We start from the raw sequence: 17877 nt of genomic DNA, 5'->3' as shown, positions 1-17877 counted from the left end.
GGGCATGGCGCGCAGGCATGCCGCACGCGCCGCACGCGCCGCGCTCGGCGTGCGCCATGCCCGCGCGCCGAGCGGCCTGGCGCGCTCGTCCGCCCCTGCGGTCACGCGCGAGGCGGCCGGCGTCGAGCGCCGCGCCGCTTCAGGAGAAGAGCACGACGCTGCGGATCGACTCGCCTTCGTGCATGAGGTCGAAGGAGTGATTGATGTCGTCGAGCGGCATCGTGTGGGTGATCAGCTCGTCGATCTTGATCTTGCCCTCCATGTACCAGTCGACGATCTTGGGAACGTCGGTGCGCCCCCTGGCGCCGCCGAACGCTGTGCCCTTCCAGACGCGCCCGGTGACGAGCTGGAAGGGGCGCGTGGCGATCTCCTCGCCGGCCCCCGCGACGCCGATGATGATGCTCGTCCCCCAGCCCTTGTGGCAGCACTCGAGCGCCTGGCGCATCACCTTGACGTTGCCGATGCACTCGAAGCTGAAATCGGCGCCGCCCCGGGTCAGATCGACGAGGTAGGGCACGAGATCCCCCGCCACCTCGCTCGGGTTGACGAAGTGGGTCATGCCGAACCTCTCGGCCAGCTCGCGGCGCTTCGGGTTGATGTCGACGCCGACGATGATGTCGGCGCCGGCCATCCGGGCGCCCTGGATCACGTTCAGCCCGATGCCGCCGAGGCCGAAGACCACGACGTTGTCGCCGGGCCTCACCTGCGCGGTGTTGATGACGGCGCCGATACCCGTCGTCACGCCGCAGCCGATATAACAGACCTTGTCGAACGGCGCGTCCTCGCGGATCCTGGCGACGGCGATCTCGGGCAGGACGGTGAAGCTCGAGAAGGTCGACGTGCCCATGTAATGGTGAATCCGCTCCTTGCCGATCGAGAATCGGCTCGTTCCGTCCGGCATGAGCCCGCGCCCCTGCGTGGCGCGGATGGCCTGGCAGAGGTTGGTTTTTCCGCTCGTGCAATAAGAGCACTGCCGGCACTCGGGCGTGTAGAGGGGAATCACGTGATCGCCTTTCTTGAGGCTCTTCACGGACGGCCCGACGTCGACGACGACGCCCGCGCCCTCATGGCCGAGGATCGCGGGGAAGAGCCCCTCCGGATCCTTGCCTGAGAGCGTGTAAGCGTCGGTGTGACAGACGCCCGTCGCCTTGATCTCGATGAGGACCTCGCCCTCGCGAGGGCCCTCCACCTGGACGTCCTCGACCGTCAGCTTCTCGCCGGCCTTGTGGGCCACGGCTGCGCGCGCTTTCATGATCGGTGGTTCTCCTCCCGCAAGCGGGGCGTTCGGGGCCCGAGCGGCGCCCGAGCCCCTCCCATAGCCGGGCGGGGAAGCAGGTTTCAAGGGGAACCCCGCCGGCGCCGCGCCGCCTCGCCCGCCGTCCAGCCTGCCCGCATTGCGCCGCCCTGCCTGGCCGCATCGCGCAGCCCGCTCGCTGCCCGCGCCGCCACCCGAGGATGGCGTTCGCGTGACAGCACGCGTACGATCACCCCGCTGTCCTCATGAACACACTCCGTTGCCCACCGGGTCTCCGCGCGCTCATCGCAACAGCCGCGCTGGTCCTCGTCGCCTGCACCGGCGAGAGCCCGCCAGCTGGCGGGGCGGCCGGCAAGGGCGCTGGCGGCGACGGCGGCGGCGGCGGCGAGAGCGCTTCCTCCGAGGGGGGCCACGGTGGACAGGGAGGCGCGCCGATCGACACCATGGAGTGTGTCGACGAGTGCCCCGCCGAGAGCGCCGGTATCACGATCGGCTGCAAGAAGCGCTTCATGTTCGGAATGAACTACGCGTGGCACAACTTCGCCGGCGACTTCGGCGGCATCGCCGCGTGGGACAAGCGCGGCGTCGCGGCCGAGGCGGAGACGCACGCGAAGAACCTCGCCGACATCCGTGCTCACGGGGCGAGCGTCGTGCGGTGGTGGATGCTGCCGGAGATCCGGGGCGAGAGCGTCGTCTTCGACACGAGCGAGAACCCGACCGGCCTCGGCGGGACGACGCGGCGCGACGTCCAGAAGGCGCTCGAGCTCGCCGAGCAGGCGGACGTCAACCTGGTGTTCTGCCTGTTCTCCTTCGACAACTTCCACCCGACGCGGCTCGACGCCGACGTGAAGACCGTCGGTATCACCCCCATCGTGAAGGACGCAAAGCGGCGCGCGAAGCTGATCGACAAGGTCGTCCGGCCGATCGCCAGGGCCGTGGCGCAGAGCCCCCACCGGCACCGGATGGTCGCGTGGGACGTGATCAACGAGCCCGAGCTGGCCATGACCGGATCGAGCCCGGACGACGGCCCTCGCTACGAGCCCGACGCCCAGGTGGATCCGATCGAGCACGCGCAGATGGCGGCGTTCCTCGACGAGGCCATCCGGGCGCTGCGCGCGGAGAGCACGGCGCTCGTCACGATCGGCTCGGCGTCGATGAAGTGGGCGCGGTCCTGGCGCAACACCGACGTCGATTTCTACACCTTTCATATCAACGACCGGGTCAACCTGTACTGGCCCTACAACCAGTCGCCCGAGGACTACGGCATCACCGACAAGCCCGTCATCATGGGGGATTTCCCGATCGCCGGCCTGGCGACGGCCGCTTTGCCGACGCTCCTGGAGAGCTGGTACAGCCGGGGATACGCGGGCGCGATCAGCTGGGCCTACAGCGACGCGACAACGGCCGAGCTCCAGACGATCAAGGCCTTCGCCGACGCGAAGGGCTGCGGCGTGACGTACTGAGAGCCCCTCTCACGACAGCCAGTAGTCGACGAGGGACGCGCCCGTCACGTCGTGGGCGACCCCGGCCGCGATCGCCCACTGGGCCAGCGCGCGGCCGAGCGCCGCCATGGTCGTGAAGCGCCCGTCAGGGTCCTTGGCCAGGCCGCGCTCGATGATCTCCCAGAGCCGCGGGTGCAGCTCGAGGGCCTCCGGGCGCGGCGGGGCGACGCGCAGCACGTCGTGCACGATGGAGATGCTGCTCGGGCCGCCGAACGGGCGGCGGCTGCTCACGAGCTCGTAGAGCACGACGCACGCGCTCCACACGTCGGCGCGCGCGTCCGACTCCTGCCCGCCGCGGACCTGCTCGGGCGCCATGTAGGCCGGGCTCCCGACCAGCGTTTCCCTCCGCTCGTCGCCCGCCGCGGTGAACGCGATCCCGAAGTCGATCAGCTTGGGGACCGTGCGGCGGCCCTCGCGCACGAGGACGATGTTCGCCGGCTTCACGTCCCGGTGCACGACCCCCGCGCCGTGCGCCGCGCCGAGCGCGCCGATCACGGGAAGGAGCAGCTGGACCGCGGAGATGGGCGACATCGCGCCCGACTCGGCGAGCGCCTGGGCGAGCGACCGGCCCTGGAGGAGCTCCATCACCGCGAACGGCTCTCCCTCCTCCGTGAAGCAGAGATCGAAGATCCGCACCGCGGCGCGATGCGACACCCGCGCCGTCGCCTGCGCCTCCCGGATCAGCCGCGAGGCGGCCTCGGGGACGGCGCAGTCGCGACGGATGAGCTTCAGCGCGACATCGAGGCTCAGGGAGAGATTCCGCGCCTTCCACACGGCGCCCATGCTGCCCTCTCCGAGGAGCTCTGTGAGGCGATAGCGCCCCCCGAGGACGTCGCCTGGGGCGTAGCGCCGCAGCGCGGCGGAGCACGGGTCGTTCGCGGGAACCGCCAGGGCGGCGGCGGGGGGCGCTCCGGCAAGCCCGGTCCGCAGCGTGGCGGGCGGTACGCTGGCCGGGGTGGCCGGAGCGTCGCTCGGCGTCTCCAGCGGCGCGACGTCCCCGCCGTGACGGAAGGTCGAGCCGGACGGCCGCGACAGGCGGCCCGACGTCCGGAGGTCGACGGGCTCGAACGGAGGGCGGTGAGACGAGGGCCAGCGCGGAGACCGCGGCGAGCGGTACGCACGCTGAGAGGCTCGGCCCCCGCTCGGGGGGCGGGATCGATTCGACGCGGGATCCATCGAGCCGCCATGTGGCGTCGTGGAGCTGTCAGTTCGGTGGCTGTCCATGTCCTTGCCCACGTGTGCTGCAAGGAGCAGGCCGATGAAAATCGCCGCAGATCCGCCTCTTTCCCGCCCGCCGCGGCGCCGGGATTGCGGTGTGGAGACATCAGATCCGGGGCCCGCGGCCATCGGCTCGCCCCGGGGCCGCGCGCCGTCCGCCGCGACCGGCGCGCGCGTCTTCCGCGGCCGCGGCGCGTCGTCCGCCGGCGCGGTCCCGGGACGAGCGCGCGACCGATCCGTCGGCGCAACGGTCGTCGCACGACGCATTCCCTGCGCGCCACACAGGCGCTCGACGGGTACATCGACAGCGGATGTCGGTCAGGATCACCCGATAGGCAGCGAGGCCCCCACAGGGCCGCGCGCCGGGATCGCCGCGGCCCGGTTCGCCCCTCGCGCCGCTCAGCGGGCGGAGCCGGGCACGACGCGCCCCTTGAACGCGATAGGCACCTCGAGGGCCCTGGCCGCCTCGACGAGCAGCGCGTGCTCGCTCTCGTGGATCACGCCGTCGGCGGCCACGAGGCGGACGGCCAGCTCGATCGCGGCCTCGCGCATCCGCACGTCGGGCAGGCGGACGCGCAGCGCCGCGAAGCGGCCGCTCCTGCCCTCGTCGCGCACCGAGCGCTCGATGATGGAGATGAGCGACTCGACGACGTCGGCCCCGACACGACCATCGCTCATGGCCGCCACGTGCCGCGCGAGCTCGGCGCGCTCGGCGTCGTTGATGGATCCGTCAGCGTATGCTGCGAGGAACATGATCTCGACCATCGCCTCGAGCCTGCTGATCTCGAGGTGACGAAACGAAAGCTGCGTTTCTTCCATCATGAGGTCCTCAGGATAGCGTACCACGGCCGCGCTTGACACAACGCCCCTGAGCCCGCTCAGTAAAGGCGCTCGCCGCGCGTAACGGCGCTCGCCGCGCGGGCGAGGACTTCCAGGAGCGCGCGGCGAAAGTTCTCGTCGAGCGCGACGCCGGTCGGTGCTCAACTCTCCGCACCATGAGCACCACCACCCCGACCGACCTCTTCCTGTCGCTGACGCCGCACAAGGTGATCGAGGCCGTCGAGGCCGCGGGCGTCCACTGCAACCGCGTCTGCTACCCGCTGAACTCGTTCGAGAACCGCGTCTACGAGGTCGAGCGCGAGGATCGCACCCGCGTCATCGCCAAGTTCTACCGGCCGGGGCGCTGGACGCGGGAGCAGATCCTCGAGGAGCACCGGTTCCTCGCGGAGCTCGCGGACGCGGAGATCCCCGTCTGCCCGACGCGCCCGTTCCCCGACGGCGAGACGCTCAAGCAGATCGACCACATCCCGTACTGCCTCTTCGAGCGCATGGGCGGCCGCGCCCCCGACGAGCTCGGCGACGAGCTGTTCGTGCGCCTCGGCAGGCTCGCCGCCCGCATCCACAACGTGGGCGCGGCCAGCGCCGCCGAGCACCGCGTCCGGCTCTCCGCCGACACCTACGCGCGCGAGGACCTCGGCTGGCTCGTCGAGCGCAAGCTCATCCCCGCGGCCGTCGAGCGGCGGTACCTCGCGGCCGCGCGCGCCGTCGCGGACGCGGCCGAGGAGCGCCTGCGCGGCGTCGACGTGCACCGCATCCACGGCGATCTGCACCCGGGCAACCTGCTCCTGCGCGACGGCGCGCTCCGCGTGCTCGACTTCGACGACATGGTCGTCGGCCCCGCCGTGCAGGACCTGTGGCTCCTCCTCCCCGGCCGCGACGAGGCCGCCCGGCAGCAGCGCGAGCTCTTCATCGAGGGCTACGAGGAGCTCCGCCGCTTCGACCGCTCGACCCTCGGGCTGATCGAGCCGCTCCGAGGGCTCCGCATGATCCACTACGCGGCGTGGATCGCGCGGCGATGGCACGACCCCATCTTCCCGAGGACCTTTCCGCACTTCGGCACGGAGGCGTACTGGCGCGAGGAGGCGAGCTCGCTCGAGGAGGTGCTCCAGCTGACGCGCGCCGGAGACACGGGCGGCCCCGGCGGCGGCGCGGACGAGCCGCCGCCGAGCGGGGGCAAGTACTTCTGGGACATGAATTGAACCCGCTGTAGGCGCCCGCCGCGGGCGCGCGCGCGGCGTCGATCGATCAGCGGCGCTTCAGCACCAGGATCAGCCGCCACGCCGCGGCGTGCTCGAACGGCACGTCGACGTTGAAGTCGCCGAGCGTCGCCACCAGCGAGAGCTCCGGCACCCGCTCCGCGACGCGCCGCCACCCGGCGAGGTCCGGGACGTACCACGTCGCCTCCTGCCGGATCGACGAGAGCTCCCTCGGCGCGCCGCCGTTGCGCCGGGCCGAGCGCACCACCTCGAGGGTCACGGGCACGACGCGATCGGGCGTCGACCGCTCGATGTGGATGCGGAACCGCGCGTCGATCGACTGCTCGCCGCGCAGCTCGGTCCACTCCGTCCTGTTCACGCCGGACGGCGTGAGATCGGCGGGGTGGGTCGCCTCGATGACGTGGACGCCGCCCGGCAGGAGCAGCGAGGCGGCGAGCCGGAGGTGGCGCTCGAGCGCCGCCGGCGTGGCCAGCTGGTGGATCGCCGAGAGCGGCACGAACGAGAGATCGACCGGCGCGACGTCCGGGCGCTCGTCGAGCTCCGCGCACGAGAAGCGGATGCACGCCCCGGCGCCGCGGGCGCCCGCGGCGCGCTCCGCAAAGGCGATCATCGCCGCCGAGCCGTCCGCGCCGGAGCAGCCGACGCCGAGCTCCGCGAAGGCCTCCAGGTGCCGCGCGGGCCCGCAGGCCCACGAGAGGACGCGCTGCACCGGGCGGCCGCCGAAGCGGCGCGCGCACGCGAGCAGGAAGTCGCGCTCGGCGGCGTAGTCGCGGTAGCCGAACGCCGCGTCGTAGAGCGCAAGCTCGGCCGGCGGCGTATGGCCGCGCGCGGGCGCGTCGCCGCGCGCGGGCCCCTCGCCGCGCGCCGGCGCCTCGCCGGCCGAGGGCGCCGCCGAGGCGCGCGCCGGGGCGACCCGCTTCGTGTAGATCATGAGATCGTCGCCCGGCGCGTAGAAGTCGGCGAGGACCGCCGCCCGCGTGAACTGCACCGCGTCGTAGAAGCGCACCGCCGCGCCGTGCCCCTCCCGGCTGCCCGTCTCCACGCGCACGAGGCCGCCGCCCTCGCGCGCGATCTCGCTCTCCATCGTGGCCACGAGCCCCCGCGCCACCCCCGACCGGGCGAAATCGGGCGAGGTCGCGATCCAGTACAGGTCGTACGTGGACTGCGTCATCGGCGTGCGGCCGTAGCAGAGGTACCCGAGGAGCCGCGGCGCCCCGTCCCCGCCCGGGGCGCCCTGGAAGCTCAGCACGAACCTGTAGCCATTACCGTCCGTCGAAGGCTGGCCGAGCGTCACGTCGACGAGCTCCAGCGCCACCGCGCGCTCGTCGTCGGTGAACGCCGGGACCGACTCGAGCAGCGCGGCGATGAGCGGCCGGTCTTCCGCGCGGAGGCCGCGCTGGGTGATCACGGCGCCTCGGGCGCGGCGGCGAGGGCGCCGCGGGCAGCGGAGCGCGCCGCGGCGCGGCCGCGCGCCGGCGCGCGGCCCCGCGCGCGGAGCAGATCGTCGTGGCGCGCGCCGCGGGCGAGCGCCGCGCGGAGGATCTCCCAGACGACGTCGGCGTACGTCAGGCCGGCGCGCGCCGCCGCCCGCGCGAAGCCGGCGTCCGGCGAGAGATCGCAGTTCGGGTTGACGTCGATGACGTGCGGCGTGCCGCGCTCGTCGAGCCGCACGTCCACGCGGCCGTAGTCGCGCAGGCCGAGCACCTCGAACGCGCGGCGGCCCACGGCGACGACCCGGCGCAGCTCGAGCGGCCGCAGCACCGCCGCCGAGGAGGGCGTCCCGGCCGACGCGGCGGTCTCCGGGCGCCACTTCGACTCGTACGTGACCACGTGCGGGTGCCCCTCTGGCAGGCCCTGAAACGTGACCTCGCCGGGCGGCAGCACGCGCGGCGTCGGCCACCCGAGCAGCGAGACCGAGATCTCCCGCCCGTGCACGTAACGCTGCACCACCACCGGCTGGCGGCACTGCGCGACGACCGCGGCGACCTGGTCGCGGAGCGCCCGGCGATCGTGGACGACCGAGCCACGATCGATGCCCATCGAGCCGTCCTCGCGCTCCGGCTTGACGATGACCGGGAACGCGACCTCCGGGATGCGATCCGGGCCTTCGACCCGCACCGTCGCCGGCACGCGCACGCCGGCGCGCGCGAGGATCCGGTTCGCCTCGGCCTTGTGCAGGCAGCTCCGGAGCGCGACGTGATCGCTGCCCGTGAAGCGGAGATCGAGCCCCGCGAGCAGCCACGCGCACATGACCTCGTGGCGGCTGTCGCCGTCGAGCGCCTCGCACAGGTTGAAGATCACGTCCGGGCGATGGTCACCGATGGCCGCGAGCACCTCGCTCGGCCGGAGCACGGGCCGGTGCGCCACGCGCACGCCCGGGGCCGCGGCGAGGGCCGCGAGCACGCTCTCCGCGACCACCGCGCTGCCGTCCTCGCGACCGAGCCGGAGCCGCCCGCTCCCCACCCGCTGCGCAAGTGGCGGCTCGTCGACGGCTTCCTCCGGATCTCTGTTGGACAGGATCAGTATCCGAGGCTCAGGCACCGCACGCCTCCGAGCCTGCGCGGAGCAGGGGAGCCCGCGACGGCCGCGCCGGGCTCAGGGAGCGGCCGGAGAGAGGCCTGGCCATCGGCGAACGCGGAGACGTTACCCTGTCGAGAGACACGCGAACGAAACGGAATCCATGCATGCAAGTGGCCACACTTCACCAGCTTGCCCGGCAATCGCAAGGGGAGATTTGCCTGTCTGGACGGAAAGGAAGGCGCGACGCAGCGCGGCTCAAAGCCCCGCGCCGGATCGGATCCGGCGCGCGCGGCCGGGAAGCGAGCTTTCCGAGCACAACGTATCTCGGACAACAGGCTCTTCACACGCCAGCCACACGCGCGGGAGCGTCGGAGACGAGAGGAGACGGCTGGGCTGCAGGGGGAAGGGTCGAGTCCGGCGGCGAGAGGGGAGAGCGCCGGACGCGCTCGCGGCGAGCGGGCGGCCTGCCGCCGAGGACGCCTGAAAAGGACTTCCCTTTCCGGCGCCCTCGAGCCTCTGTCGGTCAGGCGGCCTGGCCTTCGGGGCGCGGCCTGCGATCGGCCGGGAAACAGGCCTGGATCTCGTCCATGCCGAGCGTCTCCTTCTCGAGGAGCGCCCTGACGAGCGCCTCGATCTCGCCGCGCCGGGACCTCACGATCTCGATGGCGCGCGAGAGCTGCGCTTCCGTGAGCGCCCGCGCCGTCTCGTCGACCCGGTCGAGCAGGGCCGGGCTCCGCGAGGGGTGCCCGTCGCCGACGCAGATGGGGCCGAGGTGGCTCATGCCGAGCTCCGCGACCATCTTCCACGCGATCGTCGAGGCGCGCTGGATGTCGTCCGAGGCGCCCGCCGTCATCGTCCCGAGGACGACCATCTCGGCGGCGCGGCCGCCCATCAGCATGCAGATCTGATCCTCGAGGTACTCTTTCCGGTACATCAGCCGATCCTTCTCGGGCAGCGCCTGGGTCACGCCGAGCGCGCGGCCCCGCGGCAGGATCGACACCTTGTGCACCGGATCGCAGCTCGGCGCGAGGAGCCCGACAGCGACGTGCCCGGCCTCGTGGACGGCGGTCGCATAACGCTCGTCCTCGTCGACGAGCACCCCCTTGCGCTCGAGCCCCATGAGCACCCGGTCGCGCGCGCGGTCGATGTGCGTCGGGTCCACCGCGTCGGCGCCCTCGCGGGCCGCGAGGATGGCCGCCTCGTTCAGGAGGTTGGCCAGGTCGGCGCCCGAGAAGCCCGGCGTGCCGCGGGCGATGTAGCCGAGATCGACCTCCCCCTGGAGCGGGATCGGCCCGGCGTGGACGTTGAGGATCTCCTCGCGGCCGCGCACGTCGGGGAGCGGCACGGTGACCTTGCGGTCGAAGCGCCCCGGCCGGAGCAGCGCCGGATCGAGCATGTCGGCGCGGTTGGTCGACGCGATGACCACGATGCCGGTCTCGTGGTCGAACCCATCCATCTCGACGAGCAGCTGGTTCAGCGTCTGGTCGTGCTCCGCGGAGGCGGAGTCGCCGTGCCCCTTCGCGCGAGCCCGCCCCACGGCGTCGATCTCGTCGATGAAGACGATGCACGGCGCGGACTTGCGCGCCTCGGCGAAGAGCGCGCGGACGCGGGAGGCGCCCACGCCGACGAACATCTCCTGGAAGCTCGACCCCGACGCCGAGAGGAACCGCACGCCCGCCTCGCACGCGACGGCGCGCGCGAGCAGCGTCTTGCCGGTCCCGGGCTCGCCCGTCAGCAGCACGCCGCGCGGCGGGCGGCCACCCAGGCGCGCGAAGCGATCGGGGCTCTTCAGGAACTCGACCGTCTCGGCGAGCTCCTGCTTGACCTCGTGCATCCCCGCGACGTCGGCGAAGCGCACCGCCGCCCGCGCCGCCCCGGCCTTCACGTCGGAGAAGACCTTCGGGCTGCGCCGCCGGCTCACCGTGAAGAGCGCGAAGCCGACCGCGGCCAGCACGACCACCGGGAGCACCGCGGACGCGGCGTGCGACGGATCCTCCCGGGAGGCGAAGTCGACCGAGGCGCCGGCGCCCGCGAACCGGGAGACCAGCTCCTGCCGGAGCGTCGGCTCGTCGACGACGGCCGTCACCACGGCGCCGCCCGCCTGACGCACGAGGAAGCGATCCCCGCTCACCTCGACCGCGGTCGCCTGCCCCGCCTGCGCGATCTGGAGGAGCTCGGTGTAGGTCGCCGTACGCTGCGTGGACGACTCGCGCGCCGCGCGAAGCGCGAGCCCGAGCGTGACCGCAAGCACCACCCCCATGAACCCAAGCAACCAAAGCCGGCGCCCCGCGGGCCCCAGCCGCTTACTCACCTGCAAGAACCAGGAATTCACTGCTGCGCCACCTCACTGCTCCGGCGTCGGGCCGGAGCGGATCTCAGGTGTAGCAAGGATACGAACCTCAGGAAGTTCCTTCTGCCATCATTCTGACGATCTGAGCCGTAGAAACCTGCGAAAGGATGGCAGCAGCGCAAAACGGACTACGGAGAACGGACAGCGGCAGGATGAACGTCTATTCGATGTTGGGAGGATTGGGAGGATCGATTGACGAGCTCGCCGAGCGCGGATTGACGAGCTCGCCTGGTAGCCCCCTTCTCGGGGTGAGGTCGCCGGTGGAGCAGGAACCAGGAGAGAGGGGGCAGAGAGGGGCAACCTGCGCGCTACGCCCCGGCGGCTCGCGCGAACTCGGGCGCGAGCGGCAGCGAGAAGCGGAATGTCGTCGCGCCGCCAGGGCTGCTCTCGACGGAGATCGTGCCCCCGTGGGCCTCGACGAGGCCCTTCGTGATGTAGAGGCCGAGACCGACGCCGCGGACGCTGCGCGGATCGGCCTCGGGCGCGCGCGAGAAGCGCTTGAACAGGTACGGGAGCGACGCCTCCGGGATACCGCCGCCCCAGTTGGTCACCGCGATGTGCGCGCTGGCCCGCTCTGCGCCGACGGTGACCGCGATGTCGCCCTCGGGTCGACCGTACTTGGCCGCGTTGGAGAGCAGGTTGGTGACGATCTGCTCCAGCCGCCCGGGGTCCGCCAGGACGGCCGGCACATCGCCGTTCACCTCCAGGCGCAGGGCGTGGCCCGCGGTCACCTCGGCCGACTTCTCGAGGATCTCGCCGAGCTGCGCGCGCAGATTCACCGGCGAACGATCCAGCGTGAGCTGCCGCGCCTCGATCCGCGAGGCGTCGAGGAGGTCGTCGATCATGCGGCGCAGCCGCTCGATGGACGAGGTGATCCTGTCGAGCTGTTTTCGGCAGTCCGCGACGGGCTTCTCGCCGGCCGCGCGACCCAGGAGCTGGCTCGCGGTCGCGATGACCTGGATGGGCTGGCGGAGATCGTGAGCGATGACGCCGATCCACTCCTGACGCTGCCGCTCCATCTCCTTGAGCGCCGAGATGTCCTGAAAGACGGCGACGGCGCCCTGGAGCTCACCGTCGTCCGAGCGCACCGGCGCCGCGCTGACCAGCACCGGGACGAGGCCCCGGTCGGCGCGCCGCAAGAGCCCTTCGACGCCCGCCACGACCTCCCCGCGCTGAAGGGCCCGGATCAGCGGGCGCTCGTCCCAGACGAGGGGCTCTCCCGCCGGCGTCCTGTGCTCGAAACGCAGCCGGTTGCCCCAGGGATCGGGCTCGTCCACGGAGCTCGACGCGTACTGGAGCGCGAGCTTGTTGCAGCTGATGAGGCGCCCCTTGGCGTCGACCAGGATCGCCGCTTCAGGCAGCTGCTCGACGACCGCCTCGAGGCGCTTTCGCTCGTTCGCCTCGGCCCGGCGGATACGCCGCTCCGCCTCGTGAGCGCTCGCGATCTCGGCCTCCATCGCCTTGCGGCGCCCGATGTCGCGGCAGATCGTCGAGACGCCGGTGACGCGGCCCGACGCGTCCACGATCGACGACACCGCGACCTCGATATGGATGCTCTCCCCGCCCTTGGTCCGGCTCACGATCTCGTAGCGCTCGACGCGCTCGCCGCGGCGCAGGCGCGCGAGGATGGCCTCCGCCTCGCGGGCGCGCTCGGGCGGGCCCAGGACGGGGAGCTTCTTCCCGATCACCTCGCAGGCGTCGTAGCCGTAAAGGCGCTCCGCCGCCCGGTTCCAGCTCAGGATGGTCCCGTCGAGGGAGGTGCCGATCACGGCGTCGTCCGAGGCCTGCGCGACGGTCGCGAGGAAGGCCCGCGCCTCCTCGGCGCGCTGCCGCGCCTCGTCGAGGAGGTTCATGCGCGCCGCGCTGACCCAGAGCATGGCCCCGAGCAGGAGCGTCGTGATGGCGGAGGCGAACAAGAACGACGCCGCGATGGGGTAAGCCCCGATATCCGCGCCGAGCAGGAAGAGACGGCCGATCGCGAGCGGAATGAGGACGATGTAGGGCAGGAGGCGCCGCAGCAGGACGCCTCCGGGCCCCTTGGCCGTCAGCGTGGAGAGCACCATGCAATCGGGCCGCGCCATGAGGAGCCCGGCGCAGAGGGCGACCAAGGCGAGCGCGGTGTGGAGCGCCATGCCCGTGAACGGCAGGAGCGGCGGCAGCCCATAGAAGTAGCCGACGCCGAACACATAACCGGTCAGCGCGGTCGCGGCGAACGCCGCGGCCAGGAGCGCGCTCCACTCCAAGAGAAGGCACGCTCGCCGCGTCTTCACGGGCAGCGAGAGGAGCGAGAGGCCGATCAGGATGCAGCAGAGCGCGGTGTTCGGTGAGGACCGGCCGGGGAACGCGCCCGGGAAATCCACGCGCCCCGAGAGCAGCAGGCGATCGAAGCCGAGATCCCACGCGAAGACGTACTGCGCGAGGACCACGACGCCGAACGCGAGGACGACGGCGGCGCACACCCGTCCCAGCCGGCGGATCGCCGCCGGGCCGTCTCGCGCGCCCAGCGCCCAGAGCGACACCCCCGCCAGGACGAGGGCGGCGGCGGTGTTGGGCACCATGCTCGGCAGGCCGTCCGCGATGGAGATGAGGGCGGTCGACCCGATCCACCAACCGAGCAAGGCCACGCACCCCAGGGCGAACGAGCAGGTCGCCGCGACGGCGACACCGCGTCGTGCACCGCTCGAAGGCACCATCGCCCCGTCGTTCATCGGGTCCTCCCGGCCGGAGCATAGTACCGAGCCACCGGGAAAGCGGGGCTTCGCGCGCAATTCAAACGCGCAGACTGGCCGGCACACACGCCGTCCGATCCGGATGCATCCGGGCGGTCCAGCACGAGCCGACCTCATCCGCTGCGCCGGATGCAGGCAGGGAAGCGCGGCTCAGATCGGCCGCGCGAGCCCGAACGGCGGCGCCCTCGCGCGGACCGCGCGAGGGCGTGCGCGAGCGCTCAGCGCTTCGTCCCGAAGACCGCCGCGTCGACGGAGAGCCTCCCCGGCCCGACGAGGAGCAGCGCGAGGGAGATGCCGAGGTAGACCGCCGCCGCCTCCCAGGAGGGTCCGCCCATCGCAACGAACGGATCGCCGCTCGAGACGTGAAACGCGACAGCGACGGCCATGGTGACGGCGAGGCCCAGCGACGCGACCGGCGTCAGGAGGCCGAGGATCCAGGCAAGGCCGCCCCCGAACTCCGAGAGCGCCGCCAGCGCCTGCAGGAACCCCGGAATGGGCGCGCCGGCGGGCATCCAGCTGAAGGGGGCCTGGATCTTCCCCCAGCCATGAAACATGAACGCGGCGCCGATAACGACGCGCAGCGCGAGCAACCCGACCGAGGCCGAGAACGGCACGTCGGTCACCCGCAGGAATCTCTTGAGCATCGGGATCACTCCTCTCGGCTCGGTAGTAAGGAGGAACGCCCGGGACATCAAGCGCGTACGCGAGGGCCGGCGCCGCCGGCCCCGAGGCGCCGCGCCCCCGCGGCCCGGGCACGGCGCGCCGGCCCGCGCCTCACGCGCTGGTCCGGGCCTCCAGGTCGTGGCGGTGCGCGGCGGCGGCGCGCTCGTCGCGGAGCGCCTCGAGGCACCGCCGCTTGATCGCCGCGAACTCGCCCGAGCCCACGATCGCCGCGGTCCTCGGCCTCCCGAACGGCACCGCGATCTCCGCGCCGACGCGGCAGGGGCGGCGGGTCATCAGGGCGATGCGGTCGGACAGGAAGATGGCCTCGTCGATGTCGTGCGTGACGAACAGCACCGTCGTGCGGACCTGGCGGAAGACGTCGAGCAAGAGCTCCTGCATCGAGAGCCTGGTCTGGGCGTCCAGCGCGCTGAACGGCTCGTCCATCAGCACCACGCGCGGCTCGGTGATCAGCACCCGCGCGATCTCCACGCGCTGCTGCATGCCGCCGGAGAGCTGCGCCGGATAGGCGTCCTCGAACCCCGACAGCCCGACCAGCGACAGCAGGCGCCGGGACGCCTCCCGGCGCTCGCGCTCGGGGACGCCGCGCATCTTGAGGCCGAAGCCGACGTTGTTCAGCACCGTCTTCCAGGGGAGCAGGGAGCTCTGCTGGAAGACCATGCCGCGCGACGGCCCCGGCCCCTCGACCCGCTCGCCGCCGACGACGATGCTGCCGCGCTCCGGCGCCACGTACCCGGCGACGGCGTTCAGGATCGTCGACTTCCCGCACCCGGACGGGCCGAGCAGGCTCACGAGCTCGCCGCCCTCGACGCTGCCAGAGCTTCGGCGAGGCGAAGAGCTCCCGCGCCGCGGCGAGGACGTCGGTCGGCGCGGGCACGTTGAGGAACGTGACGACGCCGAGATCCGCGCGGGCCATCGACGCCCACTGCCAGAGGCCGACGCACGCCGCCACGGACAGGGCGCGCAGGAAGGCGCGGCGGAGGTCGCGCCGCGGGCGCCCCTCGCGGGGCGCGCGGCCCGGCGCGGGGGACGGCGCGCCCCGCCGGGCCGCGCTCGCCGGGGCGGGCGCGAAGGCCGCGCCCCCGGCGAGCTCCGCCCCGGCCGGCGCGCTGCGCTCGGAGATCATCGTCATGGCGCCGCCGCCGTGAGCTTCGCGCGCTCGGCCCGCAGGGTCGCGAAGTCGACGACCGCCGCGCCGTTCTCCGCGGCCCACCGCTCCGCGTCCTCCTTCGCCAGGAACGCCGACAGGCCGCCGTCCGGGCGCCTCGCGTACCACGCGCGATCGGCGAGGAGCTTCACCCCGCTCGCGCGATCGTGCACGAACACAGCGCGGATCTCCTTGCCCTCGATCGCCAGCTGCCCGAGCGCGGCGAGCGCCGTGCCCGGGCTCGCGTACGCGCGCACCTTCGGCTCGCCCGCGACCCAGATCTGCGCGACGAGCGTCGGCTCGGCGATCGGCTCGCCGGACAGCGCGTCCTTCCCGGACAGCGGGAGCTTCGCGTAGCTCGCGAGCCGCGCCTCGTAGTCGAGCCCGAGCTCCGCCGCCGCGCGCCGGATGTACCGGTCGTCCACGAACGCGCCGACATCGAGGGTCGTGTCCGTGCGCTTCAGCAGCGTGAGCGTGTCGACCGCCACCTGGAGGGCGCGTCGGACCTCGGGCTTGATCGTGAAGTCCCGCGTCTGGATGCCGAGCGGGCCGTGGAACATGTAGGCGACCTCGGCGTCCACGCCGGTCACCTTCTCGATGAGCTCGCTGTACTTCTCGGGCTCCTCCGCGAACAGGCGGTCGGCCTCGAGCGCGGCCTTGAGGAAGGCCACGACGATCTCCGGGTATTTCTCCGCGTACGCCTCGCGCACCAGCACGCCGTGCGCCGTCGGCACCTTCACGCTGGAGCCGTCGTAGATCTTCCTGGCGAAGCCGCGGAAGGGGAACAGCTCGGCGAACGGGACGAAATCGGCGCGCGCGTCGATCTTGTTCGCCTTGAGCGACGAGCCGCCCACCTCCGGCGACTGCGAGACGAGCGTCACGTCCTTGTCCGGGTCCCAGCCGAGATCGCGGATCGCCCGGAGCAGCATGCCGTGGGCCGACGACCCGAACGGCACCGAGATCTGCTTGCCCCTGAGGTCCTTCAGGCCCTGGGCCGGGGAGCCGCTCGGCACGACGATCCCGTTGCCGCTCCCCAGCGCGCTGCCGGAGAGCGTGGCGATGAAGCGGCTGCGGCTCCCCTGCTTCTGGAACGCCACGCCGTTCAGCACGCCGGGGAAGTCGGCCATCGCGCCGATATCGAGCTTCTCGGCCACCATCTCGGTCGTCAGCGGCGGCCCCGAGGTGAAGTCCTTCCACTCGATCTCGTAGGTGACGTCCTTGTACTTGCCGTCCCTCGGCAGGTGCTTCTCGAGCAGCTCGAGCTCCCGGATGAGCAGCCCGCCGGTGGCGCAATTGATGGTCGTGTCCTGCGTCCCGATCGCGATCCGGATCGTCTGCTTCGCCTCGGGCTTGCACGACAGCCCGGCGACGACCGCAGCGAGCAACGTGAGGACGACGAGCGCGCGAAGTGCCCTGGTCATCGGATCAATCCCTCGCAAAGGTCTCATGTCGTCCTGTCCCCGCCCGGATGGCATCGAGCGCGCGGCCGGCCGCCTTCCGCACCTCGACGTCGGCGTCGCCGAGCAGCCGGCGGAGCGGCGCCTCCGCGGCCGCCGCCTCGATCTCGCCGAGCGCCTGCGCGGCCGCCTTGCGCAGATCCGCGAGGTCGCTCCCGAGCAGCCCGACGAGGTCCTCCGTGGCCGAGGCGGCCCGGAGCCGCCCGAGCGCGAGCGCCGCCTCCTTCCGGACCTGCCAGGCGCCGTCGTCGAGCGCGCTCCGGAGGTACGGCGCCGCGAGGCCGTGCGCCGAGCGGCCGAGCACGATGGCGGCCTCGACCCGCACCCGCCAGTCCGGATCGGAGAGCAGCCCCACGAGGTCCTGGACGAGCGCGGGTTCGCCCGGCGCGCCCAGCGACTCGAGCGCGCCGATCGCCACCTGCCGCACCCGCGCGTCGGGATCGCGCAGGCTCGGGCGGAGCGCCGGCGCGGACTCGGGCCGCCGCAGGTAGGCCAGGGAGAGGACCGCCTCGCGCCGCACCTCGGGATCCGGGTCGCCGAGCGCGCCTTCGAGGGGCGCGAGCGCCCGCGGGTCGCGGATCTCGCGGAGCGCCACGATCACCGAGGTGCGGACGAACGGGCTCGCGTGCCCCAGCGCCTCGATGAGGTGCGTGGCGGCGTCTGCCCCGCGGATCTCGCGGAGCGTTGTGGCGGCCGCCTCCCGCACGTTGGCGTCCTCGTCGTCGAGCGCCCCGACGACGGCGGGCACCGCGCGGGCGTCGCCGAGATCCTCGAGGTGCCCGAGCGCGAGCGCCCGCACCGTCGGATCCTCGTCGCGGACGGCCGCGATCAGGGGGTGGATGATCTCCGGATCCGAGAGATCCTCTATCTGCGTCAGCGCCAGCTGGCGCGCGCCGGGGTCGGGATCCCCGAGGATGCCCTCGAGTTCCCGCGCGAGCGAAGGCTGTGTCATGTCGTCTCC

General features: G+C 72.6%; 14 protein-coding genes. 3 read left to right on the top strand and 11 right to left on the bottom strand.

Features of this window, described 5'->3' with window-relative positions:
* Nucleotides 1-139: 139 nt before the first annotated feature.
* A complete protein-coding gene (locus WMF44_RS15035) occupies nucleotides 140-1252 on the bottom strand; it encodes an S-(hydroxymethyl)glutathione dehydrogenase/class III alcohol dehydrogenase (protein WP_437299806.1) in 1113 nt (370 codons plus the stop codon).
* A gap of 248 nt (nucleotides 1253-1500) precedes the next feature.
* Between WMF44_RS15035 and WMF44_RS15030 the strand changes: the two genes are divergently transcribed.
* Nucleotides 1501-2718, top strand: coding sequence for a hypothetical protein (locus tag WMF44_RS15030; RefSeq protein WP_437299805.1), 1218 nt, complete (start codon nucleotides 1501-1503; stop codon nucleotides 2716-2718).
* A 9-nt stretch (nucleotides 2719-2727) separates the two neighbouring features.
* Here the strand turns inward: WMF44_RS15030 and WMF44_RS15025 are convergent, their stop codons facing one another.
* Both WMF44_RS15025 and WMF44_RS15020 read right to left on the bottom strand, forming a co-directional pair.
* Complete coding sequence (locus WMF44_RS15025) at nucleotides 2728-3612, bottom strand: serine/threonine-protein kinase (RefSeq protein WP_437301565.1); 885 nt, start codon at nucleotides 3610-3612, stop codon at nucleotides 2728-2730.
* A gap of 762 nt (nucleotides 3613-4374) precedes the next feature.
* Nucleotides 4375-4797, bottom strand: a complete 423-nt coding sequence (locus WMF44_RS15020; protein ID WP_437299804.1) for a tellurite resistance TerB family protein — start codon at nucleotides 4795-4797, stop codon at nucleotides 4375-4377.
* 173 nt (nucleotides 4798-4970) lie between these two features.
* Between WMF44_RS15020 and WMF44_RS15015 the strand changes: the two genes are divergently transcribed.
* Nucleotides 4971-6014 carry a serine/threonine protein kinase gene (locus tag WMF44_RS15015; RefSeq protein ID WP_437299803.1) on the top strand — a complete coding sequence of 348 codons (1044 nt, stop codon included), beginning with the start codon at nucleotides 4971-4973 and terminating at the stop codon, nucleotides 6012-6014.
* Between the two features lie 46 nt (nucleotides 6015-6060).
* Here the strand turns inward: WMF44_RS15015 and WMF44_RS15010 are convergent, their stop codons facing one another.
* The 6 genes from WMF44_RS15010 to WMF44_RS14985 form a co-directional block, all read right to left on the bottom strand.
* Nucleotides 6061-7440: a GNAT family N-acetyltransferase gene (locus WMF44_RS15010; protein ID WP_437299802.1), complete on the bottom strand. Its 1380-nt coding sequence runs from the start codon at nucleotides 7438-7440 to the stop codon at nucleotides 6061-6063.
* On the bottom strand, nucleotides 7437-8573 hold the full coding sequence (locus WMF44_RS15005; protein WP_437299801.1) for a D-alanine--D-alanine ligase family protein: 1137 nt from the start codon (nucleotides 8571-8573) through the stop codon (nucleotides 7437-7439). The genes WMF44_RS15010 and WMF44_RS15005 overlap by 4 nt, the downstream gene beginning before the upstream one ends.
* Nucleotides 8574-9075: 502 nt before the next feature.
* A complete protein-coding gene (gene ftsH / locus WMF44_RS15000; protein ID WP_437299800.1) occupies nucleotides 9076-10812 on the bottom strand; it encodes an ATP-dependent zinc metalloprotease FtsH in 1737 nt (578 codons plus the stop codon).
* Between the two features lie 398 nt (nucleotides 10813-11210).
* Nucleotides 11211-13610, bottom strand: a complete 2400-nt coding sequence (locus WMF44_RS14995) for a PAS domain-containing sensor histidine kinase (RefSeq protein ID WP_437299799.1) — start codon at nucleotides 13608-13610, stop codon at nucleotides 11211-11213.
* A gap of 239 nt (nucleotides 13611-13849) precedes the next feature.
* Nucleotides 13850-14275, bottom strand: a complete 426-nt coding sequence (locus WMF44_RS14990) for a DoxX family protein (protein ID WP_437299798.1) — start codon at nucleotides 14273-14275, stop codon at nucleotides 13850-13852.
* Nucleotides 14276-14405: 130 nt separating this feature from the next.
* Nucleotides 14406-15215: an ABC transporter ATP-binding protein gene (locus WMF44_RS14985; RefSeq protein ID WP_437301564.1), complete on the bottom strand. Its 810-nt coding sequence runs from the start codon at nucleotides 15213-15215 to the stop codon at nucleotides 14406-14408.
* On the opposite strand from WMF44_RS14985, the gene WMF44_RS14980 reads away from it, so the two are divergent.
* Nucleotides 15200-15460 carry a hypothetical protein gene (locus WMF44_RS14980; protein ID WP_437299797.1) on the top strand — a complete coding sequence of 87 codons (261 nt, stop codon included), beginning with the start codon at nucleotides 15200-15202 and terminating at the stop codon, nucleotides 15458-15460. The genes WMF44_RS14985 and WMF44_RS14980 overlap by 16 nt on opposite strands.
* Here WMF44_RS14980 and WMF44_RS14975 read toward each other — a convergent pair.
* Both WMF44_RS14975 and WMF44_RS14970 read right to left on the bottom strand, forming a co-directional pair.
* Nucleotides 15441-16880, bottom strand: coding sequence for an ABC transporter substrate-binding protein (locus WMF44_RS14975; RefSeq protein ID WP_437299796.1), 1440 nt, complete (start codon nucleotides 16878-16880; stop codon nucleotides 15441-15443). The two genes, WMF44_RS14980 and WMF44_RS14975, sit on opposite strands and share 20 nt — an antisense overlap.
* A 4-nt stretch (nucleotides 16881-16884) precedes the next feature.
* Nucleotides 16885-17868, bottom strand: coding sequence for a HEAT repeat domain-containing protein (locus WMF44_RS14970; protein WP_437299795.1), 984 nt, complete (start codon nucleotides 17866-17868; stop codon nucleotides 16885-16887).
* Nucleotides 17869-17877 lie beyond the last annotated feature (9 nt).

The organism is Sorangium sp. So ce426, from assembly GCF_051475585.1.
GTDB classification, from domain to species: domain Bacteria; phylum Myxococcota_A; class Polyangia; order Polyangiales; family Polyangiaceae; genus Sorangium; species Sorangium cellulosum_B.
This window is presented reverse-complemented; position numbering and strand designations above follow the sequence as displayed.

Bases quoted from the DNA above. Each gene is read 5' to 3' on its own strand.
- WMF44_RS15035 (WP_437299806.1), bottom strand. From the start codon at position 1,252: ATGAAAGCGCGCGCAGCCGTGGCCCACAAGGCCGGCGAGAAGCTGACG.
- WMF44_RS15030 (WP_437299805.1), top strand. From the start codon at position 1,501: ATGAACACACTCCGTTGCCCACCGGGTCTCCGCGCGCTCATCGCAACA.
- WMF44_RS15020 (WP_437299804.1), bottom strand. From the start codon at position 4,797: ATGATGGAAGAAACGCAGCTTTCGTTTCGTCACCTCGAGATCAGCAGG.
- WMF44_RS15015 (WP_437299803.1), top strand. From the start codon at position 4,971: ATGAGCACCACCACCCCGACCGACCTCTTCCTGTCGCTGACGCCGCAC.
- ftsH (WP_437299800.1), bottom strand. From the start codon at position 10,812: ATGGGGGTGGTGCTTGCGGTCACGCTCGGGCTCGCGCTTCGCGCGGCG.
- WMF44_RS14995 (WP_437299799.1), bottom strand. From the start codon at position 13,610: ATGAACGACGGGGCGATGGTGCCTTCGAGCGGTGCACGACGCGGTGTC.
- WMF44_RS14990 (WP_437299798.1), bottom strand. From the start codon at position 14,275: ATGCTCAAGAGATTCCTGCGGGTGACCGACGTGCCGTTCTCGGCCTCG.
- WMF44_RS14975 (WP_437299796.1), bottom strand. From the start codon at position 16,880: ATGACCAGGGCACTTCGCGCGCTCGTCGTCCTCACGTTGCTCGCTGCG.
- WMF44_RS14970 (WP_437299795.1), bottom strand. From the start codon at position 17,868: ATGACACAGCCTTCGCTCGCGCGGGAACTCGAGGGCATCCTCGGGGAT.